Source organism: Desulfonatronospira sp. MSAO_Bac3 (assembly GCF_003838035.1).
In the GTDB taxonomy this organism is placed as follows: Bacteria; Desulfobacterota; Desulfovibrionia; order Desulfovibrionales; family Desulfonatronovibrionaceae; genus Desulfonatronospira; species Desulfonatronospira thiodismutans.
On record NZ_QYZY01000028.1, the window covers coordinates 1 to 26,496 of the forward strand.

At 54.0% G+C, this 26,496-nt stretch carries 23 protein-coding genes; 3 read left to right on the forward strand and 20 right to left on the reverse strand.

Translation table 11 applies throughout. The features are described 5' to 3' along the window. Together D5S03_RS00955 and hisS are read right to left on the reverse strand one after the other, a co-directional pair. Positions 1 to 294 (reverse strand): OB-fold nucleic acid binding domain-containing protein (locus D5S03_RS00955; RefSeq protein ID WP_287042408.1); only part of this gene is annotated, 294 nt, incomplete at its 3' end. Positions 295 to 335: 41 nt separating this feature from the next. Then, positions 336 to 1,595 carry a histidine--tRNA ligase gene (gene hisS, locus D5S03_RS00960; protein ID WP_008870299.1) on the reverse strand — a complete coding sequence of 420 codons (1,260 nt, stop codon included), beginning with the start codon at positions 1,593 to 1,595 and terminating at the stop codon, positions 336 to 338. A 434-nt stretch (positions 1,596 to 2,029) separates the two neighbouring features. Between hisS and D5S03_RS00965 the strand changes: the two genes are divergently transcribed. Continuing rightward, positions 2,030 to 2,731 carry a molybdopterin-guanine dinucleotide biosynthesis protein MobB gene (locus D5S03_RS00965; RefSeq protein ID WP_008870298.1) on the forward strand — a complete coding sequence of 234 codons (702 nt, stop codon included), beginning with the start codon at positions 2,030 to 2,032 and terminating at the stop codon, positions 2,729 to 2,731. Positions 2,732 to 2,757: 26 nt separating this feature from the next. Here the strand turns inward: D5S03_RS00965 and D5S03_RS00970 are convergent, their stop codons facing one another. From D5S03_RS00970 to purM, 16 genes are all read right to left on the reverse strand, one after another. Next, entirely contained in the window at positions 2,758 to 3,417 is a 660-nt protein-coding gene (locus tag D5S03_RS00970; RefSeq protein ID WP_008870297.1) for a hypothetical protein, read from the reverse strand. A gap of 354 nt (positions 3,418 to 3,771) precedes the next feature. Beyond that, positions 3,772 to 5,511: an aldehyde ferredoxin oxidoreductase family protein gene (locus D5S03_RS00975; protein ID WP_008870296.1), complete on the reverse strand. Its 1,740-nt coding sequence runs from the start codon at positions 5,509 to 5,511 to the stop codon at positions 3,772 to 3,774. A gap of 147 nt (positions 5,512 to 5,658) precedes the next feature. Beyond that, positions 5,659 to 6,129: a ferritin-like domain-containing protein gene (locus D5S03_RS00980; protein WP_287042409.1), complete on the reverse strand. Its 471-nt coding sequence runs from the start codon at positions 6,127 to 6,129 to the stop codon at positions 5,659 to 5,661. A gap of 31 nt (positions 6,130 to 6,160) precedes the next feature. Then, entirely contained in the window at positions 6,161 to 7,015 is an 855-nt protein-coding gene (locus tag D5S03_RS00985) for an FAD/NAD(P)-binding protein (RefSeq protein ID WP_008870294.1), read from the reverse strand. Continuing rightward, entirely contained in the window at positions 7,012 to 8,082 is a 1,071-nt protein-coding gene (locus tag D5S03_RS00990) for a 4Fe-4S dicluster domain-containing protein (RefSeq protein WP_287042410.1), read from the reverse strand. The genes D5S03_RS00985 and D5S03_RS00990 overlap by 4 nt, the downstream gene beginning before the upstream one ends. Beyond that, positions 8,082 to 9,038, reverse strand: coding sequence for a 4Fe-4S dicluster domain-containing protein (locus D5S03_RS00995; RefSeq protein WP_287042411.1), 957 nt, complete (start codon positions 9,036 to 9,038; stop codon positions 8,082 to 8,084). Before D5S03_RS00995 ends, D5S03_RS00990 begins: the two co-directional genes overlap by 1 nt. A 202-nt stretch (positions 9,039 to 9,240) precedes the next feature. Further along, positions 9,241 to 9,699 carry a hydrogenase iron-sulfur subunit gene (locus D5S03_RS01000; protein WP_008870291.1) on the reverse strand — a complete coding sequence of 153 codons (459 nt, stop codon included), beginning with the start codon at positions 9,697 to 9,699 and terminating at the stop codon, positions 9,241 to 9,243. Further along, positions 9,687 to 11,645, reverse strand: a complete 1,959-nt coding sequence (locus tag D5S03_RS01005; RefSeq protein ID WP_287042412.1) for a CoB--CoM heterodisulfide reductase iron-sulfur subunit A family protein — start codon at positions 11,643 to 11,645, stop codon at positions 9,687 to 9,689. Before D5S03_RS01005 ends, D5S03_RS01000 begins: the two co-directional genes overlap by 13 nt. After that, positions 11,642 to 12,580, reverse strand: coding sequence for a CoB--CoM heterodisulfide reductase iron-sulfur subunit B family protein (locus tag D5S03_RS01010; protein WP_287042413.1), 939 nt, complete (start codon positions 12,578 to 12,580; stop codon positions 11,642 to 11,644). Before D5S03_RS01010 ends, D5S03_RS01005 begins: the two co-directional genes overlap by 4 nt. Continuing rightward, positions 12,577 to 13,137, reverse strand: coding sequence for a 4Fe-4S dicluster domain-containing protein (locus D5S03_RS01015; RefSeq protein ID WP_008870288.1), 561 nt, complete (start codon positions 13,135 to 13,137; stop codon positions 12,577 to 12,579). The genes D5S03_RS01010 and D5S03_RS01015 overlap by 4 nt, the downstream gene beginning before the upstream one ends. A gap of 189 nt (positions 13,138 to 13,326) precedes the next feature. Next, complete coding sequence (locus D5S03_RS01020) at positions 13,327 to 14,508, reverse strand: iron-containing alcohol dehydrogenase (RefSeq protein WP_008870287.1); 1,182 nt, start codon at positions 14,506 to 14,508, stop codon at positions 13,327 to 13,329. A gap of 398 nt (positions 14,509 to 14,906) precedes the next feature. Next, positions 14,907 to 16,256, reverse strand: a complete 1,350-nt coding sequence (locus D5S03_RS01025) for a sigma-54-dependent transcriptional regulator (RefSeq protein ID WP_287042414.1) — start codon at positions 16,254 to 16,256, stop codon at positions 14,907 to 14,909. A gap of 1 nt (position 16,257) precedes the next feature. Further along, entirely contained in the window at positions 16,258 to 17,460 is a 1,203-nt protein-coding gene (locus D5S03_RS01030; protein ID WP_287042415.1) for a two-component system sensor histidine kinase NtrB, read from the reverse strand. Beyond that, a complete protein-coding gene (locus D5S03_RS01035; RefSeq protein ID WP_008870284.1) occupies positions 17,460 to 18,611 on the reverse strand; it encodes an iron-containing alcohol dehydrogenase in 1,152 nt (383 codons plus the stop codon). Before D5S03_RS01035 ends, D5S03_RS01030 begins: the two co-directional genes overlap by 1 nt. Positions 18,612 to 18,693: 82 nt before the next feature. Then, positions 18,694 to 20,238, reverse strand: a complete 1,545-nt coding sequence (locus tag D5S03_RS01040) for a hypothetical protein (RefSeq protein WP_287042416.1) — start codon at positions 20,236 to 20,238, stop codon at positions 18,694 to 18,696. A gap of 270 nt (positions 20,239 to 20,508) precedes the next feature. Then, on the reverse strand, positions 20,509 to 21,555 hold the full coding sequence (gene purM, locus D5S03_RS01045) for a phosphoribosylformylglycinamidine cyclo-ligase (protein ID WP_008870282.1): 1,047 nt from the start codon (positions 21,553 to 21,555) through the stop codon (positions 20,509 to 20,511). Between the two features lie 456 nt (positions 21,556 to 22,011). Here purM and amrS point away from each other — a divergent pair, with 456 nt between their 5' ends. Next, a complete protein-coding gene (amrS, locus tag D5S03_RS01050; protein ID WP_008870281.1) occupies positions 22,012 to 23,046 on the forward strand; it encodes an AmmeMemoRadiSam system radical SAM enzyme in 1,035 nt (344 codons plus the stop codon). A 409-nt stretch (positions 23,047 to 23,455) separates the two neighbouring features. Here the strand turns inward: amrS and D5S03_RS01055 are convergent, their stop codons facing one another. Then, positions 23,456 to 24,025: a MotE family protein gene (locus tag D5S03_RS01055; protein ID WP_287042417.1), complete on the reverse strand. Its 570-nt coding sequence runs from the start codon at positions 24,023 to 24,025 to the stop codon at positions 23,456 to 23,458. Then, on the reverse strand, positions 24,000 to 24,479 hold the full coding sequence (fliJ, locus tag D5S03_RS01060) for a flagellar export protein FliJ (protein ID WP_287042418.1): 480 nt from the start codon (positions 24,477 to 24,479) through the stop codon (positions 24,000 to 24,002). The genes D5S03_RS01055 and fliJ overlap by 26 nt, the downstream gene beginning before the upstream one ends. Positions 24,480 to 24,677: 198 nt before the next feature. On the opposite strand from fliJ, the gene D5S03_RS01065 reads away from it, so the two are divergent. Then, on the forward strand, positions 24,678 to 26,496 hold a 1,819-nt coding region (locus D5S03_RS01065; RefSeq protein ID WP_287042419.1), incomplete at its 3' end, for a molybdopterin biosynthesis protein.

Consider the following 26,496-nt stretch of genomic DNA (forward strand, 5'->3'; position numbering starts at 1 on the left):
ATCCTCCGGCCTTCTGCGCACCACCCCCTTTACAGCCAGGACATACTCGCTGCGCAGGGCGTGAGCGTCTTCCAGAGCCTGCGCACTTACATCCGGGGTGAAAACCACCTGGGTCAGACCGTCCCTGTCCCTTAAGTCGATAAAAATAAGTCCGCCATGATCCCGGCGGTACTGCACCCAGCCCATGAGGCACACTTCCCTGTCGTCATGTTCCAGGGTCAGATCATTGCATCCATGAGATCTCACCCACCATCCCAGGGGCTGGGTCTCGAGCTTGCTTCTGGCTTCATCCATTGTGTTTTGTTCCTGTATGGAGTTGAGGTTTGTACTGAAAATTACCTGGGCTGAAATACAAGGCCCAGAGCCTGTTCTGCATCGTCCTGACTCACGGCCCGCTGCACACCCGTGGACATATCCTTGACCTGAACCTGGTTTTTATGCATTTCATCCAGGCCCAGCAATAGACATGTCTTGACGTTTTTCTTGTTGGCCTGGCGCAGATGGCTCTTTACGCTTCTTACCTGAAAGCTCATCTCGCCGCGGTACCCTTTGCTGCGCAGCCTTCTTACCATAAGCATGGCCTTATCCAGGGCATCTTCGTGCAGAACCGCCATATAAAAATCCATGGGTCTTTCCTGGATACCCTGCAGCAGAAGCGCCAGGCGCTCCATGCCGCAGGCAAAGCCGATGCCCGGCACCTCCGGACCACCCAGGACCTTAACCAGGCCATCATACCTGCCCCCTCCGGCCACGGCTGACTGAGAGCCGATATCGTTGGAAATGACCTCAAAAGTAGTCCTTTGATAATAATCCAGACCCCGCACCAGGAACGGGTTCAGCTCATAGTAAATGTCAAAACTCTTGAGAATACCCAGCACCCGGTCAAAATGTTCTTTGCATTCCGGACACAGGTTGTCCACAATTCTTGGAGCCTCTGAAGCCACCTCCCGGCAGCCCGCGGCCTTGCAGTCCAGAACCCTCAGGGGATTGGATCCGGCCCGGCGCTGGCAGTCCTCGCAAAAAACGTCTCTGTTTATACCCTCCAGAAAGCTCTTGAGTTTTGCATCAAAGCCTGGACGGCAGGCCGGACATCCCAGGGAATTGATCTCCAGAACAAGCTCTTTGAGGCCCAGGGACTGAAGATATCCCCAGAGCATGGACAGAATCTCGGCATCGGCATACGGTGAATCCTCTCCCAGCATTTCCGCGTTTACCTGGTGAAACTGGCGGGTCCTTCCTTTTTGGGGCCGTTCGTACCTGAACATGGGACCCAGGGTGAAAAACCTGCTGACATTCCCGGAACTGGCTGCAGGACTGTCGATATAGGCCCGGATAACCCCGGCGGTGGCCTCGGGGCGCATGGTCAGGCTTCTGCCTCTGCGGTCAGGGAATATGTACATTTCTTTCTGGACCACATCCGTATCCTGGCCTATGGACCGGGCGAAAAGCTCTGTCTGCTCCAGAATCGGGGTGCGCAGTTCCTGGTAGGCGTACCTGGCAAATATCTCCCTGGCCTTGTCTTCCATGAAAGTATAAGAAGTGCTTTCGGGAGGAAAAAGATCAAAAAAGCCTTTGATTTTGTTCACTCTGCTCATGCTTGTTCTTTTTTTCTCCGACTGGACAGCCGGGACTGGGGATAGTAAAAAAGCTGAATTAAATTAGTTTCCATCCGGAAAGTCTTTCTTTCCGGATGTTGAAGCTGTTGGTTTTCTTTACGGAAACGAGGAGTTTTTTCTTTTGGCAAGGAAAACAAGCAATTATGAGGAGGCGTATCTTAATACGGTGACGAATAATTGTGCAGATTGACGCCGCCAAAAGGAAAAAGAACCGTTTCCGGATGAAAACTAAATTAATCCGGCTGACACCTCCAGCGAAGATTCAGTAAACCTCCGGGGCTGTCCCGCATCTAGTTGGAATTTCGAAATATTTATTGTGCTTAAATACAGATAACTTACTTGTTTTACGCTCACGTAAACTTTTTAATGTTAGAGCAAGTATTATTAAATGTCAAAACTTCAGAGGAGCACAGATGATCCAGGCTCTATCCATCGTGGGATACAAAAAGAGCGGCAAAACCGGTCTTATGCTCAAGCTGGCCAAAGAACTTCAGAAAAGAGACATAAAGGTGGCTGCAGCCAAGTTTTCCGAACACGGCTTTGACCAGGACAACACGGACACGGCCCAGATGTCTTCCGTGGTCAGGGAAGTTATCGGCTTGAGCAGGGAACAGTCATTTTTCCACTGGCAGGAAAAAAAATACCTGCCGGACCTCATACCCCTTCTGCAAGCAAAAATGCTCCTGGTGGAGGGAGGAAAACATCTGGGATGGCTGCCGCGGGTGCTGGTTTTAAAAAAGCCGGCTGATGCGGAAGCCCTGGACAGGGGACTGGCCGTAGCCACGTGGGGAAAGATAAAGACCCATTACCTGCCTCATGCCGGCAGCATCCAGGACCTGGCGGACATTGTGCAGTCCAGGGGATTCGCCCTGCCCGGCCTGGACTGCGGCACCTGCGGCCGGGAAACATGCCTGGACCTGGCCCGGGAGATGGTCGCGGGAAAAGCCGGCATTCAGGACTGCCAGGCCATGCACTCCAGGATGAAGGTCACCGTAAACAACCAGGAACTGGCCATGAACCCCTTTGTGGAAAGGATCATAACTAAGTCCATCCAGGGCATGCTCTCGGAGCTGAAAGGCTACTCCCCGGGAAAAATAAACATATCCATTGAATGATCAGACGCAGCGTGTGGCAGGCGGTATTACTCTTTTTCCCCGGAAACCACCCGCAAAAAGACTTCACCTTCGGGTATATTCAAAGATTCAAGGTTGCCCTGTTCCACAGTCAGTTCTGAACTCTGAAATTTTACGCTTTTCAGCTCCGAAAAAAACTTGTCCGGCCTGGATTTGAAAAACTGCATCAGGTCACTGGAAGACAGAATTATTCCCTGATGCAGAAACAGTCCGGCCAGGTCCCGTCCCACTGCATTGTAAAGGCGCACCTGGATGCGAAAGGAAATATCCTGCTCTGAGTCAGTTTCCTCTTCCTGGCGGCTGGACAGGGAGATGCCCTCGCGCATGCGCTTGAAATAGCCGTCCCGGCGCATGGTGGCTCCCACAAGCCCCGGCATGGCTGCAGAAAGTGCCAGCCTGCATCCGGGCCTGATGGTAGCCTGATCAATATCGTCCACTGCTGATCCATCCAGAAAGATGGTCTGCAGGCTCTTTTCGGTATAAACTCCGCATACTCCTACCAGTTCGCAGAGGAACTCCCGCAGGGAGCATACCTTTGGCACCGGCATGAAAAATCCCTGCTGCAACAGCAGACTGAACTGCTCCGGGGCCTCATGTTCAAGCATCAACACAGGCAGACCAAACATGTCTTTGCAATATGGTTCGGGGTACTTGGCTGTATAAGTCATGGCTGTTTCCAGAAAAAATGTAACTATTCACAATCTGATAAAAATGGTCAACCTATGCACACCGCTGATATCCAGGGTCCGGGGGCTTTGCAAACTGGGCGTAAACTGTCTGAACGACGCGTAGTCACGCCTGTGGCGTGATTAATCAAAACCGTAAAACACCGAACATGATTTAGAGCAGGTTATATAAGTTGTTCTGGTTTAAAAACTCGTGTAAAGGTTTTGATCTACGCTTCATAGGAGTGAGTTTTTACGTCCTGTTTGCGAAGTCCTCGGACACTGGTGAAAGGTTTTGAAAAAAGAAGGAAGGCCCTGGAGCCTTCCTTCTTTTTAATATGTATTTTTCAATACTGATTAGAAGTTATATACACTGTCCAGTTCTTTGTCCGGTACGTCAAAAACAACGTTGTGCGGAGCTAGGGGTTCGCGGGAGAAGTACCTGGGCAGACGGTCGTGTGCAGGACCGAAACCGGCCTTCTCGTTGAATTCCTTCTCCATCTTGAGGATCTTCTGGCCCAGGGCCACTACGTCATCACCGGTCATATCCAGTCCGTACATATGATTGATGGTCTGAACCATGGCCTCAAATGTCTCGCCCTGATCCAGGATGGCAAAGGCCACGAACAGGCAGAAGCCGGTGGAATCCAGGGCTGCAGTGGCTATCTGCAGGTTGCGGGACAGCTCGGCCTGGCCTCCGGTCTGCAGGGGATCCACGTCTCCGCCCACCTTGAGGATGTTGGCGGTGACTGCATACCCGGCCGTGTGGTCAGCTCCCTGGGTGGTGGTGGCGTAGGTCACCCCGATACCCTTGACCGAACGGGGGTCATAGGCAGGAAGAGCCTGGCCCTTGACCACAGGTGCATGCTCCATGCCGTAGCAGCGGGCGGTTGTGGCGGCCCCGGCGCCCAGGATACGCCCCAGGGGTGTGCCTTTGCCCACTTCGTGCACCAGGTTTATAGCCCCTTCAGCATCACCGAATTCGATTACGCCTGCCTCCATGGCCACGCCTATGGTCACGCCCATCTCTATGGTATCCAGTCCGTAATGATCATCCAGGTAGTCCAGCCTGGCAATGGCGTCCAGGTCGTCGATGCCGCAGTTGCCGCCGTGGGACCAGACAGTCTCGTATTCCGGCTGCTTGGACATGTAATTGCCGTCCTTGTCTGTGTATATACCGGAGCACTGGATGATGCAGCCCCGGTGGCAGCCGTGTGTGGGCTGACCGCCTTCGCGGTTTTTCATGTTTTCGGCCTGCAGCTCCCCGGACAGGTTCTGGGCGTGTTTATAACGGCCTTCCCTGAAGTTGTACGTGGGGTAGCCTCCGGCCTCGTTTAAGATATTGGTGAGCACGTTGGTGCCGTAGGTGGGCAGTCCCTGGCCGGTGACTGCGTGGGCCTTGAGGCCTTCAACAAACTTCTTGTTGGACTCCTTGAACTCGTCCGGGCGGACAGGCTTGCGGGTCTTGGCACCAGAAGCATCCACAACAATGCACTTGATACCCTTGGAACCCATGACAGCTCCTACACCGCCGCGGCCGCAATGCCTGGTGGGCCTGAATTCCGGGTCGGTGACGGCTATGGAAGAGTTGGACATGCGCATCTCCCCGGCAGTACCGATAGAGATGACCGAAACCTTTTCCCCGTGCACCGGTTTTAGCTTGTCGATGAGGTCGTAGTTGGCCAGCATTTTCAGATCGTTGGCCTTTTCCAGGCTGACGCCCTGGTCGTTGATGACCACTTTGTACATGTCCTCTCCCTGGCGCTCACCTTCCAGGATAACCGCGGCATAGCCCAGTCTGGCCAGGGCCTGGGACCCTGTTCCGCCGGCGTTGGACTCCTTGATGGTACCGGTAAGGGGGCTTTTGCAGCCAACGGACATGCGTCCGGATGAAGAAGCAGCCGATCCGCTCATGAGTCCCGGAGCAATAACCAGTTTGTTCTCCGGTCCCAGGGGGTGGCAATCCGGGGGAACCTCTTTGTAGACCACTGAAGTGGTCATGCCGCGTCCGCCCATTCCGGCATAGTCGCCTATGGGCTCTTCTGTAGCCTTGGGACCGCCCGGGGCCCCAACATCGATTCTCAAGATCTTGTCCATGAAAATACCTCCTTCAAAGGGTTGAGTCTTTATGCAGTTGCCTGTTTATGCCTGTATCATACCTTGAGTATTCCGGCTGCAGGGCAAAGCAGTGCAGGCATAGTCATGCTCATGCCTTTGCAGTCCGGGTAACCGCCTGAAAATGTATTACGTCAGCATGCTTGCGAGCTGGCGCAGATGCGAGCGTTCCTCTTCAATGCACTGCTGGACGAACTTTTTCTCCGATTCCGGTACAAGCTCGCGCATCTCCATGAAGAAAAGGATAGTATCCTTTTCAAACCCCATGGCCAGTCTTATGGCCTCGTTCTCATCACCGGCTTCAGTCAGCCTTTTCTGAAGATCCGGGGAAAATATTGAGTGAGAATCAATGAGTGCAGACAGGTACTGGCTGTATTCATCGCTGGTGCTCCAGGCCGGCAGTTCTGTCTTGCCCAGGCGCTCCTTGAACTTTGCAAAAATCTCCTCGTGCCTGGATTCCTCCTTGGCAAAATACAGAAAAAAATCCTTGGCATCCGGGTTTTTGGCCGCTTCTGCGGCTCTGGTATAAAAGGCCTGCCCCTGTTGTTCAATATTTACGGCTGCTTCGACGATCTCCGCCGCCTTGAAAAAACCGGCCATCTTATTCTCCTTGATTCAATTACTGGTTCGCCTAAAGTTCATTGGGCAGGGCCCGAAGCTGTTCGTAGCTGAACACGGGTCCGTCCACGCATACATAACTGGTGCCGATATTGCATCTGCCGCAAAGTCCTATGCCGCATTTCATGCGCTTTTCCAGGGTGGTGATTATCTGGTTGTCCTCGAAGCCCAGCTTTTTCAGGGCCTGCAGGGTAAACTTGATCATTATGGGCGGACCGCAGGTCACAGCTATGGCATTTTGTGGCGTGGGAGCCATTTCCAGAAGTACGTTGGGAATAAGTCCCACCCGGTGTTCCCAGCCCTCGGCCTCGTTGTCGATGGTCAGCACCGTTTCCAGGTCCTTTCTCTCCAGCCAGTCCGGAAGCTCGTAACTAAAAGCCATGTCCTGAGGACTGCGCGCCCCGTAAAGCAGCTGAATCCGGCCGTAGTCGTCGCGGTTGTCCAGCATGAACAGAAGCAGGGTGCGCAAAGGGGCCATGCCTATACCTCCGCCCACTATCAAGATATCCTTGCCCTTCATGGACTCATAGGGAAAGTAGTTGCCCAGGGGGGCACGCACCCCTATGCGGTCTCCTTTGGTCAGGCTGTGCAGTTTGGTGGTCACTTCTCCGGCGCGCATGACGCTGAACTGCAGATACTCCTTGCGCGTGGGCGGTGAGTTGATGACAAAGGTGGCCTCTCCAGTGCCGAAAACTGATAGCTGTCCCACCTGGCCGGGTTCAAAGCTGAAATCCTGCATGCGGCTGTCTCCGTCCAGGACCACCCGGAAAGTCATTATATTGTGCGTCTCCTGGATGGTCTCCACAATGGTGCCCAGTTCCGGCAGGTAGGGGTTATTTTCTGTCAGATACTGCTGAATGTCCATCATTTTCCGGCCTCCTCGCCAGTCTCGGTCTGATGCTCCATGGCCCTGATGACAATTTCACGGATGTCCACGCTCACGGGGCAGTGCTTGATGCAGCGCCCGCACCCGCAGCAGGCGATCATACCCTGATGCAGTTCGGGATAATAGCTGAACTTGTGCCCCACCCTGTTGCGCAGTCGATGCGCCTTGGTGGGCCGGGGATTGTGGCCGCTGGCCTCCAGGGTGAACTGAAAAGACATGCAGTTGTCCCAGGACCTTATGCGGCTGCCCTGCATGCCAAAACTCTCATCAGTGATGTTGAAGCAGTAGCAGGTGGGACAGAGGTAGGTACAGGCCCCGCAGCTGATGCACTTGGCCGAGACGTCTTCCCAGAAGTCCAGGTCATCAAAGATGGCCAGCAGTTTTTCCCGGGCCGCAGTGAAATCCCGGGGCTCGCCCATGTCCTTGAGGGCCTTGTCCCGAAGCTCCCGTGCTTTGCCCGCTTTGTCTCCTGCCGCCTCCAGAAGGGAGCTGCCGAGCATTTCCCCGCCTTTGTCCGTAACCGCCTCTGCTACGTATCCATTGTCCACCGGGGTGAGCAGGATGTCTGAGCCTGCAGTGTCTCCGGGTCCGGACCCCACACTGTGGCAGAAGCAGGCATTCTCGTGACTTATGCAGGCCACCGAAGCAAATATGGTGGATTCACGCCTGACCCGGTAATAGGGATCCATGTAGTACCCCTGGGTATACACCGGATCAAAGATGACAAACCCTCTGGACCCGCAGGGCCTGGCCCCGAAAACCAGGGTCTTTTGAGGTTGTGCCCGGGGACCTATTTCCACGTCGGTCTGGGCCGGGTCCTCTGGATTTTTGCGGTATGTATAGGCAAAAAGCTCCTCGCTGGCTGGAAAAACCGCTTCCTTGGGAGGCAGTGTGGGCTGGCCCTCCAGCCTGATTTCAGTTCCGGTCTGATAGGGTCTGAAAACCACAGCCTCACCTTCCTGTACCGGGGCAAGTACCTGCATCTGCTGGGACAACTCGTCCAGCCACTTGCCAAGCTTGTCCTGGGATATGTATTTGGCCTCTGCCATTACCAACCTCTCTCGTTGATATTCTCTTCCTCAACTTTGAAAGAGAGAAGCGGCGCAGTCTCGTTGGGATCAACACCGGCTTCGTAGTTGAAAAGCTCCCTGGCCTCCCTGTTGAGCTTGCGCTTCAGGGCCATAATGGGGATATCCATGGGACAGGCCCGCTGGCATTCGCCGCACTCAACGCAGCGTCCGGCCAGGTGCATGGCATGGATCACCTGAAACATCCACTTCTCCCGCACGGAATCTTCCTGGGTCAGCCACTGGGGCTGTCTGCTCTGGGCCACGCAATGATCCCGGCATACGCACATGGGACAGGCATTGCGGCAGGCATAACAGCGGATGCAGCGATGCATCTCCCGCTCCCAGTGTTGGAAACGCTCCTCCAGAGACAGGGACTCCAGTTCCTCAACATCCTGGTATTTATCTTCCGAGGCATGAGGTTCAATGGGCTGCCCTGCAAAATGGTCATAGAGCATGGCGTTGGGGTAGCGGCACCTGGCGCACTTGTCCGCCAGGACATCCTTTAAGGCCAGGTCTCTTTCTTCACCGTTGACCTTTACTTTCAGGGACGAGTCCTGAATCTGCACTTCCCTTACCAGGCCGGTGTTGCCCAGGTGTTTCTGCACCTTGACCATATCCACCACTCCCTGGCAGGGAAAGCCGAATATAACCACGTTTTCCCTGTCTATTAGACCTTCCTGCAATAGCTGGATGACCGCCCGGCTGTCGCAGCCCTTGACCACCAGCCCGACTTTTTTGCCTTTAAATCCGGTCAGGTAGGTGGCGGTATTGTGCACTGCCAGAGGGCCCAGTTCCAGTCGCTCCACGTCCTGGGCCTTGCGCATGAAAAGCGGAGTGGCGTGCAGGGGGTCAAACCCTCTTTCCCAGCCGATGACCATGTCTAAGTCCGGCATGGCTGTTTTTATCTGCTCTTTGAGCTCCGTGATAACAGTCACTATGTGCTCCTTAGTTTCTATCCGGAAAGTCTTTCTTTCCGGATATTGAAATCTATTGGTTTTCTTTCCTTAAACGAGGAATTTTTTCTTTTGGCAAGGAAATCAAACAAATTATGAGGAGGCGTATCTTAATACGTTGACGAATAATTGTGCAGATTGACGCCGCCAAAGGGAAAAATAACCGTTTAAGGATGAAAACTCCTTAAGACTGTGGCGCGGTGGCCGGGTTCTCGTCCTGGAAAGCCCCGAAGCGCGGGGCGGGTCCCAGTTCGTGTATCTGCTCCGTAAACTTGGTCACCACTGTCTGCCAGCGCTGGCCCTCGGATGCCGACACCCAGGTATATTCAAAACGCCTGGGCTCGATGCCCATGGTGGACAGCAGACGCTGAAACATTTCCAGCCTGCGCCGGGCGTAGAAATTGCCCTCGGCATAATGGCAGTCTCTAGGATGACACCCTGATACCAGCACCCCGTCGGCCCCGTTTAAAAGGGCTCTGGCTATAAACAGCGGATTGATGCGCCCTGAACAGGGCACCCGGATGATGCGCAGATCCGTGGGCTGGCTGAAGCGGCCCACCCCGGCGGTATCAGCCCCGCCGTAAGAGCACCAGTTGCACAGAAAGCCTATGATGCGTAATTCATTCTGGTTTAAGGCTGACATAAGGCGTTCACCTCGGCTAGAATCTGGTTGTCTGTAAAATGGGACAGCTGAATGGCTCCCTGGGGACAGGTGGCTGTGCATATTCCGCAACCCTGGCAAACGGTCTCAATAACCTCGGCCTTGGGCTGGCCCCTGAAATCCACTTCCTTGACCGCACCAAAGGGACATACCTGTATGCACTTGCCGCAGCCTATGCAGCGGTTGATATCCACCATGGAAATCACCGGGTCGTTTTCTAACTTGTCCTTGGCGAACATGGCCAGCACCTTGGAGGCAGCAGCACTGCCCTGGGCTACAGAGGCCGGAATATCCTTGGGTCCCTGGCAGGCTCCGGCCAGGTAGACCCCGGCGGTATTGGTCTCCACCGGGCGCAGCTTGGGATGACTTTCCATGTAAAAGCCGTAGGTGTCATAAGAAATACGCAGCTTCTCAGCCAGCTGGGGCGCGCCAACTGCCGCCTCGGCCCCGGCCGCCAGGACCACCAGGTCCGCCTCCATCTCCACCTGGGTGCCAAGCAGGGTATCTGCTCCGCGGACCACGTATTTGTCCCCCTTGGGGTAGATCATGGAAACCCGGCCCCGCACGTACTGAGTACCATATTCCTCCATGGCCCGCCTGGTGAACTCGTCATACATCTTGCCTGGGGCACGAATATCCATATAAAATACATAAGAGTCGGAATCCGGGATATGATCCTTGGTCAAAATGGCCTGCTTGGCCGTATACATGCAGCAGAAACCAGAACAGTACGGCCGGCCCACGCTTTTATCCCTGGAGCCGACACACTGGACAAAAACCACGGTCTTGGGTTCCTTGCCGTCAGAGGGGCGCTTTACGTGCCCACCCGTGGGACCGGATGCCGAAAGGAGGCGTTCATACTGCAGCCCGGTGATGACATCCGGCAGCCTTCCGCCGCCGTATTCCCCGTACTTGCTGATATCGAATACATCATAGCCGGTGGCTGCTACGATAGCTCCCACCTGCTCCGTGACAAACTCTTCCTGCTGCTCAAAATCAATGGCCTTGGTGGGGCAGAGCTTGGCGCAGACGCTGCATTTGCCCTTGGTGAACTGGCGGCAGAAATCCGGGTCGATGACCGCTTTTTTGGGGATGGCCTGGGGAAAGGGGATGTTTATGGCCGTGGTCTTGCCCAGGTTTTCATTGAAATAGTCCGTGGACTTCTTGGCCGGGCACTTTTCCATGCACAGTCCGCAGCCGGTACACAGGTCCCAGTTGACGTAAGCCGGCTTTTTTTTGATCTTGACTTCAAAATTGCCCACATAGCCGCCTACTTCTTCCACCTCGGACATGGCGTACAGGGTGATCTTGGGATGTTGAGCCACGTCCACCATCTTGGGGCCAAGGATGCAGCTGCTGCAGTCCACAGTGGGAAAGGTCTTGTCCAGTTTGGCCATTTTGCCGCCTATGGTGGATCTTTTCTCCACCAGGACCACTTCCCGGTCCCCGTCGGCACAGTCCAGTGCAGCCTGGATGCCAGCCACTCCGCCTCCCACAACAAGCACCCGCTTGTTGATTTCAAACTGCTTGGGATACAGGGGCTGGTTGCGCCTGAGCTTTTCCGCAGCGATGCGGGTCAACTCGATGGCCTTGTTGGTATTGGCCTCCATGTTTTTTCCGATCCAGGAGACGTGCTCGCGGATATTGGCCATTTCAAACATGTAGCGGTTAAGTCCTGCCCGCTCCACTGTGCGCCTGAAGGTGGGCTCGTGCATCCTCGGGGTGCACGAGGCCACTACCACGCCGTCCAGTCCTTTTTCCCTGATGGCCTCAACGATAGCGTCCTGGCCCGGTTCGGAACAGGCATACATGGTATCAGAGGCAAAGGTGACTTCCGGAAACTCCATGGCGGCTTTGGCGACCCTGGCCGTGTCTACTGTTCCGGCGATATTGCTGCCGCAGTGGCAGACAAACACTCCTATTTTCATGAGTTCTCCTTGGTCTCAGGCTTTTTCTTGCCAGCGCTCTTGGATACGGGCTCTTGTTCCCTGTTGCTGCGCATGGCGTCAAAAGCGATACTTGGCTTGACGCAAAGTTTGGAAAGCCCCAGTTCTTTCTGGGGCAGGCCCAGGGCCACCCCTATCAGCTGGGTGTAGTAAAAAACGGGCATTTTGAATTCTTTGCCCATGACTGATGCAGCCTGGCCCTGACGCAGGTCCAGGTTCATCTGACACAGGGGGCAGGCAGTGACCATGGCATGTGCTCCCAATGCCTGAGCCGTATCCAGGAGTCTGCCCGACAGGGTGGCCACTACGTCCTTGCGAGGTATACCGAAAGAGGCCCCGCAGCATTCCACCTTGAGGGGGAAAGGCAGGACTTCAGCCCCCAGGGCCTGCATGAGCCGGTCCATGGCCATGGGATGCTCGTGATCGTCGAACTGCATCACCTCCGGAGGCCGGTTCATGATACAGCCGTAATAAGTAGCCACTTTGAGACCGCGCAGGGGTTTTTCCGGCAGCCGTTCTGCCAGTTCCTTTCCGCCCATTTCCTCGTCCAGGATCTGCAGGACGGATTTTACGGGCATGGTGCGCTGTACAGGCTTTTCCAGAAGGTTGTTCACCTTATGGCGAAACCCGCGGTCACTCAAACGATGCACAGTGCCTTTAAGATTGGAAAGACAGCTGGGACACGGAGTGATCATGGCCTCGGCCTCCATCTCCTCTGCCAGGGCCAGGTTGCGCCCGGACAGAGCCGATGAAAGCAGATGATCCACTGTATGAGCCGGGGTGGAGCCACAACAGCTCCAGTCTTCAATATCCATCAGATTTATCCCCAGGGCTTTGCATACTGCCCTGGTGGATTTGTCGTACTCCATGGACGTGCCCAGACCGGAGCACCCCGGGTAGTAGGCGAAATTTCTCATTTATGCGCCTCCTCCCTGAAGCGTTTGAATATCTGGGCAACCTTGTCCCGGCCCTCTATCTTATGGGGTCTTATGGACAGCTTGCCCTTGGGAAGCATCTTGGGGGCCAGGTCCACGTCTGTCCAGACCCGGCCGGTCCTGGTTATGTATCTGGTCAAAAGCCCCATCTCAAAGACCCGGCCGTGTTTTTCCACCGAATCCAGAAAGCTGTCCCAGAATTTCTTCACTTTCTGCTCGGATACATATCCTTCCCGCCTGGCCATATGGCGCAGCACGTCCATGATGGTGGCCACGTCGATCTCGTTGGGACACCTGGTGGTGCAGGATTCGCAGGTGGCGCAGAGCCAGATGGACCTCGAAGAAAGAATCTTCTGTTTCTGACCGGCCTGCAAAAGGCGCATGATCTGGCTCACCGGGATATCGTACACAAAAGTGTACGGGCACCCGGCGGTACAGTTGCCGCACTGATAACACAGGCGCACATTCTGTCCGCTTTCCTCCTCCACTTTGGCGATGAATTCGTTATCGCTGGAGGCGTGAATATCAACAACTTCCATGATTTCTCCCGGCAAATGATGATTAACCTGATTCCTTATTGTGCTCTCAGGTGGTTGTGTGAAATGATAGACCAAGTAATATACAGACTGCCCTGCCTTGTGTAAAGCTTCACAAAACCACGCAAGTTCACAAAAAATCCAGGCAGCCGGCCGCAGGGACCGGACTGCCTGGAACAGGTCAAGGGGTTATTACAGGGCGGCCTCGAAAATCGCTTCCACATCCTTGTCAGTGGGGCAGCGGGGATTGGTGAATCCGCAGGCGTCTTTCTGAGCGTTGGCGGTCATGGTCTTGATGTCCTCTTTCTTGACATCTTTGCCGTAGCGCTTGCCCAGCTCGATGAGACCAGAGGGAATGCCTACGTCCTTGGACAGCTTTCTGATGCCTTCCAGGGCCTTTTCAGCGGCTTCACGCCGTCCCAGGCCTTCGATGTTTTCGCCCATGAGTTCGGCCATGGTGATGAAGCGGTCCATCTTGGCAATGAGGTTGAACTGTTCGACATGGGGCAGCAGGATAGCATTGCACTCGCCGTGGGGCAGGTCATAGAAGCCGCCCAGCTGGTGAGCCATGGCATGTACGTGACCCAGGCTTGCGTTGTTGAAAGCCATACCTGCCAGATATTGAGCGTAGCACATGCCTTCGCGGGCGTCTACGTCCTGGCCGTTGGCCACTGCAGGGCGCAGGTACTGGAATATGAGGCTGATGGCCTTTTCGGCGCAGGCATCGGTCATGGGGGTTGCTGCCTGGGATACGTAGGCTTCCACTGCGTGGGTCAGGGCGTCCATGCCGGTGGCTGCGGTCAGTGCCGGGGGCATGCCCATCATGAGCAGGGGGTCGTCAACTGCTACGCCGGGGGTGCAGCGCCAGTCGACTATGGCCATCTTCACCTTGCGGGAAGTGTCGGTGATGATGCAGAACCTGGTCATCTCGGAAGCGGTCCCTGCTGTGGTATTTACAGCAACGTAGGGCAGAAAGGGCTTTTCGGACTTGTCAATGCCCTCGAAATCATGGATCTTGCCGCCGTTGGAGACCACAAGGCCGATGCCTTTTCCGCAGTCATGGGAGCTTCCGCCGCCCAGGGTGATGACGCTGTCGCAATTGTTTTTCTTGAAGACTTCAACACCGTCGTGGACGTTGTTGTCAGTGGGGTTGGGAATGGTATCGTCGTAAACGACGCAGTCCATGCCTTCGGCTTTGAGCAGGCTTGTGATCTGCTCGGTGATGCCTGCGGCGGTGATGCCCTTGTCTGCTACTACCAGGGGCTTGTTGCCGCCCAGGGCCTTTATCTTTGCGGGTACTTCCTTGTGAGCGCCCAGGCCGATGAGGGTAACACTGGGGATAAAAAAACCATAAACCTGTTCACGTACTGCCATAACAATCACCATCCTTTTGGGTTAAATAAATTGAATAAATAAAAAACGCTGCACCTGCTTCAAACAGCAACTATTGATCTTTATATCAGCAACATGCATGCCACAAAAATAATCAATTTATTTCAAAATGTTAGACTGAATAAACCTGTGAAGAGTGGTTCTTTTGAAGGACGGTGACAGGACAGGCAGCGCTGAAAAGCCTGTAAAAAAGAATGGCTCAGGAAAAAAACCAGTTATTTCAAAGCATTCATTTTTAGTGATTTTTTGATACGCCCAAAACCGCCTTTTGGGTCAAAAAGATACAGTTTCAAGGTCACATATTATGAAAGAACTGCCCGTTGATTCCAATACAAGCCGGAGGCAGCACCAGCCCTTGAATCAGGGGCTCAGCTCATACGCTACTCCAGCTGGTATTCCTTCATCTTGCGGTAAAGGGTCTTTCTGCCTATCCCCATGGCCTTGGATGCCTGCTGGCGATTGCCCTGGAAGTAGCTGAGAACTCGGGATATATGGTTTTTTTCAGCCAGGCGCAGGGAAAAGATACCCTCCTGCCTTCCCTGCTCGTGAGCGTCCAGGGTCTTTTCCACCAGTTCCCTGGGCAGGGACCTTTCGGTGATGTTGCCCTGTTCAGCCAGGATCATGCTGCGCTCCAGCACGTTTCGAAGCTCGCGCACATTGCCGGGCCAGGAGTAGTTCATCAGGCAGTTCATGGCCTTGTCCGTAACGCGGTAGTCTGTGATGGAAGTATTCAGGCTGGACAGAAAATGCTCCACCAGCAGGGGTATGTCTTCCAGGCGGTCCCGCAGTGGAGGAGTCTCGATATTAAAAACGTTTATGCGGTGCAGAAGGGCTTCCTGAAACCTGCCCTCCTCCACCTCGGTATACAGGTTGCGGCTTGTGGCGAAAATAAAACGGACATCTATGCTGCGCTCTTCTTTTTCTCCCACCCGGCGATATGTCCTGTTTTCCAGGACCCTCAACAGGGACGCCTGGACTTCCAGGGGCAGTTCTCCTATTTCGTCCAGGAAGAGAGTGCCCTTGTGGGCATAGGCCATAAGCCCATCGCTGGATTCAGTGGCCCCGGTAAAGGAACCCTTGACGTGCCCGAAAAGCTCGGTGCGGGCCAGCTCTTTCACTAAGGAGGCGCAGTTTTTTACGATATAGGGCTTGTCCGCACGCTGACTGCCGTGATGAATGGCCTGGGCCGCCACATCCTTGCCCACCCCGCTTTCTCCGGTAAGCAGTACCGGCACCTCGGCGGGGGCGACCTTGTCTACGAGGTAGCGGATGTGTTTTATGCTTTCAGAGGCCCCAACCATCCTGTGCGTCCGGTTGTTGCCGGAGTAAAGCCGGTAACTGCGGTTTTCACGCTGCATGCAGGCCCTCTGCCAGGCCCTTTCTATAACCAGTTCCAGCTTGTCCAGATTGAAGGGTTTGGTGATATAGTCATAAGCCCCCAGCTTCATGGCCCTGACTGCATTATCGATATTGCCGTGGCCGGTGATAAGAATAATCTCCACATCCTGCATACGCTCCTTGAACTCGGTATACAGATCCAGACCGTCACCATCCGGCAGACAGATATCTAAAAGAACAACATCAAACAAGTTCTTCCGGATGAGCTGACGGGCCTGGGAGGCGGAGGAGGCAGTGGAGATGCTTCTTTCCGGTGTGGCGAACTCCTTTTTGAAAAGGGTCAGAATGGACTGCTCATCATCCACTACCAGCACTGAGTACTGCTTGGTCATATCACTCTACAGAGGGGTTTAAAGGAAGACATACCGTAAACCTGGAACCTTTGCCCGGCTCACTGGTCACGGATATCTCTCCCCCGTGACTTTCGACGATATTATAACAGGAGGCCAGGCCTATACCAATGCCTTTGCCCACGGGCTTGGTGGTGAAAAAGGGCTCAAACAGCTTATCCATCTTGTCCGGATCAATGCCACAGCCGTCATCCTCCACGCACAGGCAGACTTCGTTTTCATGCTCAAAGGCCGAGGTCTTGATGGTGATCAGCCCCTTGTCCTGGATGGCATCCTTGGCGTTCACCAGCAGGTTCAGTATCACCTGTTTCAGCTGAGACTCGTCTGCATTGATCAGGGGCAGACCGTCCTGCAGATCCAGTTTGACTTTGAGCCCTTTACGCTTGCGCAGGCTATGATCCACCAGGCGCAGGGTCTCGTTTACCACCCGGTTGAGATTGATGGGAGAAAACGAGAAATGCTTGGGCCGACTGAAGGTCAGCAGAGTCTGGATAATCTTCTGGCAGCGCTTGCATTCCTTGAGGATGATGTCTGTGTATTCCCGGAAATCCTGGGCCAGTTCAGGATCGACGCTTTTTTCAATGCGCGGAATACGCCGGCGCAGCCCTTCGGCGAACCCGTTTATGGCGGCCATGGGGTTATTAACCTCATGGGCCACCCCAGCAGCCAGCATGCCTATGGTGGCCATTTTTTCCACCTGATAGTACTTGGCCTGATATTCCTTTTCCAGGGTCACGTCGCGCTTGAATATAAGAACCCGGTTTTCTTCCCATTCCTTATTTTTCAGGGGCGAAGCCACCATTTCAAACTGCAGGTTGCGGCCTCCCAGCTTGAATATGGCTGTATCCCGGCATACGGAATCAGTGGCCATGGAACGGAAAGCCGGGCATTCCGGGCAGGGATAGTCTTCGCCGCGAAAAAGCTGGTAGCAGAATTTGCCCTCGGGCCGGGGTTCGTCAAAAAATTCATGAAAAACATGGTTGACTGAAATTATGCGCAGATTTTCCGAAAGAACCATCATGACATCGGTGATGCCGTCCAGGATGGCTGCGATCTCTCTTCGGCGCTCCTCGGATTTTCTGTTGGCTTCTTTGAGCTCTTCAATCTTCTGGCGCAGCTCCTGAAAAAAACCCAGTTTGCTGTGTTCGATGCCCACAAGATCATTTAGATCAGGAGTCTTCTGCATCACCAGGCCTCCTGGCATATGGAAAAAAGATCTTCCCATCCGGCCTTGCGCGGATTGGTCAGCATACAGGCATCATGCACCGCCATTTTGCAGATCTGTTCCAGCCTGGATGCATCCGGGACAATGTCGCGCAGGTGTACCGGAATACCAAGTCCTGCAAAGAGCTCTTCCAGCCTGGATATGCCCTCCTGCCCCTGGTCGCTGGAACAGGTAGTGCAGGAGCCCTGCACGATGCGCCCGATAATGCACATCTTTTCCGGACAGGCAGGCAGGTTGTAGCGCATGACCGAAGGCAGCACTATGGGGTGCACCAGCCCGTGCAGGGTATCAAAGATTCCTCCTAAGGAATGGGCCAGGGCGTGCCCTATGCCCAGGCCGGCATTGCTGAAGGACATGCCCGCCGCAGTGCTGGCTATGGAAAGCTGCTCCATGGCTTCGCAGCTTCGCGACTCCAGGGCCGGCTGAAGGTATGCGGCTATGAGCTCAATGGCCTTCATGGCCTGGTTTTCGGTGAATGGCGAGGCCAGAGGGGAGACATAAGACTCGATGGCATGGGCCAGGGCGTCCACGGCCGAAGCCACCACCATCTCGTCGCTCTTGGTCATGAGCAGGTCCGGGTCTATAATGGACACATTGGGCACCAGTGAGCGGCTGATGATGGACATCTTTACCTGGCGCTCCACATCAGTGATGATGCAGAACTGGGAAATATCCGATCCGCTGCCTGCATTGGAGGGTATAAATATCATGGGCGGAAGGGGCCGCATTATCTTGTTGGCCCCCTCATAGTCCCCTATCCTGCCGCCGTTGCCCACAATGGTGCCGATACCCTTGGCCGTATCCATGGGACTGCCCCCGCCAAGGGATATTATGACATCAGCCTTTTCCCGGTCATAAATTTTTGCTCCCTCATGCACCTGGTAGTCCCTGGGGTTGGAGTCCACCTGGTCAAAAGGAATATAATCCAGATTGTCGTCCTTGAGTATTTCCTGAACATGTCCGGCCCATCCCGAGTGTATGAGCCCCTCATCCGTGACCAGAAGGGCCCTTTTAGCGCCCAGGCGCATGGCGCACTGGGCCACGTAGCGCAGACTGCCGTGCCCGAAAATGATCTCCGGGATGGCGAATTTTGTGATTCTGTTTTCAGACATCTATATCCGTTTTACTTTGCCGGATCCTTTCAGGAATCCTGTTGTGAATTTAACTGGAATACAGACTTTAATTCATTGGAACCTATATCGCAAGCATGGAATAAATTATTCCCAGAAGTCCTATCAGGGCTATAATATATACCGGTTTTCTGGGCATTGACCCGTCTTTTTCCATGGCCTTGCCGAACATGAAAAAAACCAGTGGATGCACCAGGAAGGGCATGGAAAAGATAAACGGTATCATCAGGGACGCCTCCTCACCGAACATGCCTCCCTGGGTGGCTGCGAACAGCCCGAAATGGGATATGCCCGAAGAAACCGCCATGGCTGTAAAATCCAGGGACATGCTGGCTAAGCTGAGAAGAGTAAAGCCCCCGAAAACTGCACAGAGCTGCCAGCCAAAAGAAAACTGCATCAGTCCCTTGACCTCTTTTGCATCTTCACCCCCGGCATTCTTCATGGTCCTCATGGAGAGAACCGTAAGAACAACACCCGCCAGAACTATGATAAAGGACGGCAAAAGCATGAGACTGCCCTTTTGAGCGCTCATGGCCAGCACGGAAAAGACGAATATATGCCCGAAAAACGGTACATTGATCATGATGGGGGCGCGGTAGGCCGCGGTTTTGCCCAAATCTCCAGCGGTACAGGCACCGGTAAGACCCGAGTGGGAAAGTCCGCCGGCCATGCCCGGGGCCAGGTTCCTGGCCATGTCGGTCTTGCCGAAGAGCATGAGCAGGGCTATGCCTCCAAACATCCAGAACATCTGCCCGAAAAACCCGTAAGCCAACACCGCGTTCATGCCGGTAATGGCAAAGGCCTCTTCAATGCGCGACCCTCCGATCATGAAGTTGGCCGCCAGCACCACCGGAATGCCTGCAAACAGAAGGGCCCTGATGGTCGGCCCGAATTGCCAGCGATACATGAGCGCTCCCAGACCGGCGGCAATGACCATGGAAAAGAATATCTGGGGCAGGGCTATCAGGGGCTCTATCCACATGGCTACGGTGTAGGAACCGATAAGAATCCCCAGAATGGCGACCATCTCCACCAGACCCATCTTGATGTAGCGCCTTTTATTGGTCACCTGGGCCTTGTGATCTATAAGTATCACAGCCCCCACCAGGCCCAGATAGGCGATAATGGGGTAAAAGCGGCTTAGATCTCCAGCTCCCATTCCCACTATCAACCTGTACAGGGCTTCTATGCCCACCAGGAGGAAAAAGGCCCGGACAATAAAGATAAGCTGAGTTCTGCCGGTACCCAGTATAGTCTCTTCCTTGGAGGGAGTCACCATTTCATCAGGTTCGAGCTTGATCCCCCCCAAAATCTTTCGAAGCTCCTGTCCGCCCACGAAGAACGACACCGTCAGAGCCACTATGGTGGTACGGCTTATGAGATCGATGAGGGAAAACTGCGGCAGTCCAGGGGTGCTGACCCCGCTGGCCACCAGTACGTAACCCATGGTCAGGCCGAAAACGACAATGATAAGTATCGGGGAATAGCGTGTTCCGGCAACAGCCGTCCTGGCCACCAGGACCATGGGAATAAGCAGAAACAGGGAGAGAAAGAACTGGTTGAGCATCTGCAGATTGGCAATCTGGTCAACTAAATGGGTGGTATCCATTGTTAGCCCTCGCATGATTTTGGTTTAGCGGTGGAAAAAACCTGAAGAGAAAGGCTGTTTAATCCAGATCGGGTTGTGTGACAATCAAAAAATCAGCACATCAATAACTGTAAATGCATAGTCACGTCATCAAGGGTGCATTTTAGCGGTTCCAGCCTGAAAAAACCGGCATTGCGGGCGGAAACTAAAAAGAGGGTGAAGAGCAGGAAGGTGGTGCCGGCAATAAAAGGGGAAAACTTGTTTTCATCCGGACAGCAAGGCCGCAGACCGTCAAAAATCCATCACAACAGTATCGCCGTCAGCCAGGGCCCCGGTGATACGCCCTATCTCCCAGGCCGGGCAGCCCATGCCTGCCAGTCTGGAGCAGACCTCCTCACTGTCCCCGGGGGAGACAACCATTACATAACCTATGCCGCAGTTGAATATCTGCAGCATGTCCTCCCAGTTCATCCGGCCCTGCTCTCTGACCCAGTGCATTACCGGAGGGATATCCCAGCTGCCGAAGTTGATCCTGGCCCCCAGCCCGCGGTGCAGTATCCTGGGAATATTGTCGTAAAAACCTCCGCCGGTGATATGCGCCATTCCCTTGATGCGGATATCGCGCATCAGCCCCTTGACCTCTGCGGTATAGATCCTGGTGGGCTGCAGAAGAACTTCGCGGACTTCACTGGAAGTCCCGGGAAAAATATCCTCGCCTTTCAAGCCCGACTGAGTAAGAAGCTTGCGCACCAGGGAAAAACCATTTGAGTGCAGACCGCTGGAAGCAAGGCCGATAATCACGTCGTCGCGCCTTATTTCTCCGCCGTCCACTATCCTGGAGTCGTCAACCACTCCCACGCAGAAACCGGAAAGATCATATTCCCCCGGCGGATAAAAATCGGGCATTTCAGCGGTCTCACCCCCCAAAAGAGCACAGCCGGCCTGAATACACCCCTGGGCTACTCCCTTTACGATCTCTTCACCCTGCCTGGTATCGAGTTTACCGGTGGCCAGGTAATCCAGAAAAAACAAGGGCTTTGCTCCCTGCACCAGGACATCGTTGACAGACATGGCCACCAGGTCGATACCTATGGTATCGTGACGGTCAAAGAGGAAAGCAAGCTTCAGCTTGGTCCCCACCCCATCGGTGGAGGCAACCAGTACAGGTTCCTGGAGCTCGTTCATATCAAGCTTGAACAGTCCGCCGAATCCGCCGATATCGTTGATAACCCCCTTGACATGGGTTTGGGCCACCATGCTTTTGATACTCTCCACAAACCGGCCTGCTTTTTCCGTATCCACTCCGGCCTGCTGGTAAGCCTCTCCTCTCCTGGTCATAAAATCTCCTGAAATAATTGAAAAAATCTGCCTTCCCAGGCAATTAAGCGTATTATTTTCATTGAGAACAACCCGTGCAACAATAATCATTAATGCTTTTTTCTTTCAAACTCAAGAACTTTCCACCTGACTTCTGCTTCATCTGGATCACGGGCCGGACGCACCGTTTCTCCGCAAAAATTTCCGTCATCTACTTGAAAAAACAAAATTTGAACCTATTAATTTACATAGCATGAATATAAAAACGCGTGATGTATCATGTCAGCGCTTTGCATGTGGCATGGGGACTGGCTCTTCCGTCACGCCTGAGGCGTGATTGTCCCAAAAAATGAGATATTTTAAGCACAAAATGATGCTCAAGTGGGTCCCGGAGTGCCTGTCCCCTGCTTTACTTAAAAGCGCTGACAGATACCGCGAAATAAACAGCTATCATCGTAATAGTTAAGGAGGTACAATATGATGCATACTTCTAAACAGGCTATACTTTGGAAGCCCTTGAAGGAGCAGAAGGTCCAGTGCCTGGCCTGTTGCCAGTTCTGCCTCATAGAAGACGGAGGCAGGGGTTTTTGCGGGGTAAGACAGAACACCCGGGGAGAGCTTTTCACCCTGGTGGGGGATAACGTGGCCGCCATGAATGTTGACCCGGTGGAAAAAAAGCCTCTGTTTCATTTCATGCCCGGCAGCATGACCCTTTCCCTGGGCACCATGGGCTGTAATTTTTCCTGCAGTTTCTGTCAGAATTACACCCTGTCCCAGCCTCCCAAGGAGCACCAGTTCCGCCAGGGCCAGCCTGTCACCCCTGAGCAGCTTGTAAGCACAGCCCGGGAATACCGGGCCGGGAGTATTTCCTACACCTATTCCGAGCCTACGGTATTCATTGAGCTTGTCCTGGAGACAGCCCGCCTGGCCAGAGAGAATAAACTCAAGAATATAATCGTCAGCAACGGTTTTCAGAGCCCGGACTGCCTGAAGGAGATGGACGGGCTGATTGACGCAGCCAATATAGATCTCAAAGCCTACACCGAGGATTTTTACCAGAACCAGTGCAAGTCCAGGCTAAAGCCTGTTCTGGACAACCTGGTCAAAATCAGGGAAATGGGCTGGTGGCTTGAAGTGACCACTCTTATCATTCCCGGGCTCAACGACTCCACCAGGGAGCTTAAAGACATGGCCGGATTCATTAAAAACAACCTGGGAGCGCATACGCCGTGGCACATATCCAGATTTCACCCCACCTTCAACCTCACCGACAGGCAGTCCACCCCGGTGGAAACCATCGAAGAGGCCTGGCATACTGGAAAGGAGGCCGGACTGGAATATGTCTATACCGGAAATATTCCGGGACATGACGGTGAAAACACCACTTGCCCCGGGTGCGGGGAAATTGTTGTCTCCAGGCTGGGGTTTCAGTTACGCAGTGTCAATCTTGACAAGGGAGCCTGCGCCGGATGCGGCAGGAAAATAGCCGGTTATAAAATGTCCAGGGCCTGATGGTGAATGATTGTGAAGAGTTATTTAGTTTCCATCCGGAAAGTCTTTCTTTCCGGATGTTGAAGCTGTTGGTTTTCTTTACGGAAACGAGGAGTTTTTTCTTTTGGCAAGGAAGTCAAGCAATTATGAGGAGGCGTATCTTAATACGGTGACGAATAATTGTGCAGATTGACGCCGCCAAAAGGAAAAAGAACCGTTTCCGGATGAAAACTATTTAACGATAGAGCAAAACTATACGTGAACTCCAGCGATCTGTTTTCACGAAAAAAACCTTTAACCATGAAGGACATGAAGGGTATGAAGTCAAGAAAAGAGACAGCTTTTTCCTTTCTGTTTTTTAAACTTCATGCCCTTCATGGCTGGCAACTCTTAATCATGGTTAGAGCGGAAACAAAAGACGCTCAGGCAGTTACTGCTCAATAAATGGCAGCTGCAGGTCGGTGAGCATCTCTGAGAGCCTGGCCGCTTTCTGGGGGTTGACGTTGGTCAGTATGTCCCCTGCTTCCCTGCCCCGCATTCCAGCCAAAACTTTGACAGCTATGTCTTCGTTCAGGGTCTCCAGGACCTGGGCTGCCTGAGGAGGCTCCATATTTGAATAGACATCCACCAGGTGGGCGATTTTTTCATCGCGGACCACGTCAGCCTCTTTGAGCATCTCATCCACTTCGGCCTGCAACCCTCTGAGTTCTTCCAGCTTGGCATCCAGCTCTTCTTCCAGATCGCGCAGGTTGCGCTCCCTGCGGTCCAGCTCAGCCTCACGTTCCCGGAGCCTTTGCACCTCCCCCGGGATATCCTCTTCATCCACTTCCTCCACGTCTTCATCGTCTCCGTCATTGTTGTTGTCCCCGGGAGCGGCCATGGCAAGCCTTGTTTCCATGACAGGAGCTTTCTGGGTCACGGGTTCACCTTCCGTCTGGCTTTGCTGACCCGGCAGGGCGAAAATAAGCCCCAGCTTAATCACCGCCAATACCATGATCATCTGCAACAGCCTGGAGGGCCTCAGGCTGGTAGCGCAGAACGGCCATTTCATCAAACTCTTTTTGTTCTTCTTGTTGCTGCTCATGGTCAAATTTTACCTTTCTATTGTGTTTCAATCTTTCCAGAACTTTTTTCTGCTTGCTTTTCTCTACGAGTTCCTGGCGTTTCTGGTTGATATCCCTGGACAACCTGCCCAGTTTCTCTTCGGCCTGGACCAGGTCAAGATTCAGACGGTCCCGGTAAAGGTTGTAGAGCCAGATATCGGCCTGGGTTATATCTTGTTTCTCTTCCATGCTCTGCCTGGCCCGCACCCTTTCCTCCAGGATCTCCTGGACCACCTGGTTCTGCTCCTGGTATCTCTTCCTGGCCAGGGCCAAGGCTTCTTTGGCCTTGTCCTCCTGCTGCCGGCGCAGGTCCAGTACTTTCTGCAGGGAAAATATAAAATTCTTTCTCATGAATGACAACCTTGTTTTCCGGATTTCTGCCTGGGCTGATTCAAAAAATGTGCCTTTCCCTGAAAACAGGCTTAAGCCATACTGCCCTCGGAACTTGAAGCCCTCTGGACCTTTATAGTGAAAAAAATTAATATCAATTTTCTCTTCCGCAGAACTTAAGTTTAAACCTGCAACAAACTGAAATCAAAGGACTATAAAATGGACAGTCAAAGAAGTATCTATCTCAAAACCATAAGCATTGATGAAGCACTGGAAAAGGTGCTGGAGGAAATTACTCCCGCCAGCCTGCCGGGCCGTGAATCCGTTCCCTCACAGCAGGCCCTGGGCAGGGTGACAGCAGGGCCGGTCCGGGCCAGGTATTCATCCCCCACCTTTCACAGCGCAGCCATGGACGGAGTGGCTGTAAGGGCCGAAAGCACCTTCACCGCCCGGGAGGACAACCCGGTGATACTTGAGAAAGGGCGGGACTATGTGGAGATAAATACCGGCAATCCCATTCCTGATGGTATGGACAGCGTTATCATGGTGGAAAAAATCAACCAGGAGGACGAGCACAGCATATCCATTGAGCAGCCGGCCTACCCCTGGCAGAACGTGCGCCGCATAGGCGAAGATATAGTGGCCACAGAGCTTCTGCTGCCCCGGAATCACGAGATATCCGCCTATGACATAGGAGTATTGCTCAGCGGAGGCATCTGGGAAGTGGATGTATACCAGCAGGTGGGCATCCATGTAATCCCCACCGGGGATGAAGTCCTGGATTTTACATCCCGGCCGGACCCCAGTCCCGGACAGGTCATCGAGAGCAATTCCCAGGTGCTTGCCGCCATGGCCCAGTCCTGGGGATGCAGCTTCTCGCGCACCGCCCCGGTACCAGACGAACCACAAAAGCTGGAAAAGGCCCTGCAGGAAGCCCTGGACTCCCAGGCCCATATCGTGGTCATCGGGGCCGGTTCGTCGGCTGGCAGCAAGGACTTTACCCGCAGAATCATCCAGGAAAAGGGCCGGTTACTGGTGCACGGCCTCAAGGCCATGCCCGGCAAACCCACGGTGCTTGGCATCTCCCACAACAACAAGATCCTGGTAGGAGCTCCGGGATATCCAGTAAGTTCTGTAATCTGCTTTGAGCAAATATTAAAGCCCCTGGTTTATCATCTGTCGGGAAAAACCCCGGAAGAACCGGTGACTGTCGAGGCCAGACTGACCCGGAAAATACCCTCCAGACTGGGAATGGAGGAGTTTTTAAGGGTCTCTGTGGGCCGGGTGGGAGAACAGTACGTGGCCACTCCCCTGCCCAGGGGCGCGGGCATGATGACCACCCTGACCAAAGCCCAGGGCATGACCAGAATCCCTGCCGACCTGGAAGGGATGCAGCAGGACAGGATGATCGAGGTACAGCTTCTGCGCAGATCCCGGGAAGTAAACCAGGTGCTGGTAACCGTGGGCAGCCATGACAACACCGTGGATTTTCTGGCCAATGAACTGGCCCTGTTCAACCCTCCGGTCAGGCTGGCCTCAACCCACGTGGGCAGCATGGGCGGCATTACCGCGGTCAGGCGGGGTACGGCGCACATGGCCGGCATACATCTTTTCGATCCTGAAACCGGGGACTACAACTTTCCATTTCTGGATAAATATGCCCCTGACCTGGACTACAGGCTTATCAACCTGGCTGTGCGGCACCAGGGCCTGATGGTTTTACCGGGCAACCCGAGAAACATCCGCTCTCTGCAGGACCTGACCCGGGATGACGTGGAATTCGTCAACCGCCAGAAGGGAGCAGGCACCAGGATCCTTCTGGATCATCATCTGCAGCAGGCGGATATTTCCCCTGAAAAGGTACGAGGCTACTCCAATGAAGAGTACACGCATATGGGGATTGCAGTAAATGTCCTGAGCCGGACCGCTGATTGCGGGCTGGGCATCAAGGCCGCAGCACAGGCCCTGGGTCTGGACTTTGTGCCCCTGGCCAGGGAGCGCTATGACCTGCTCATCCCTGCAGATTTCATCCAGGACG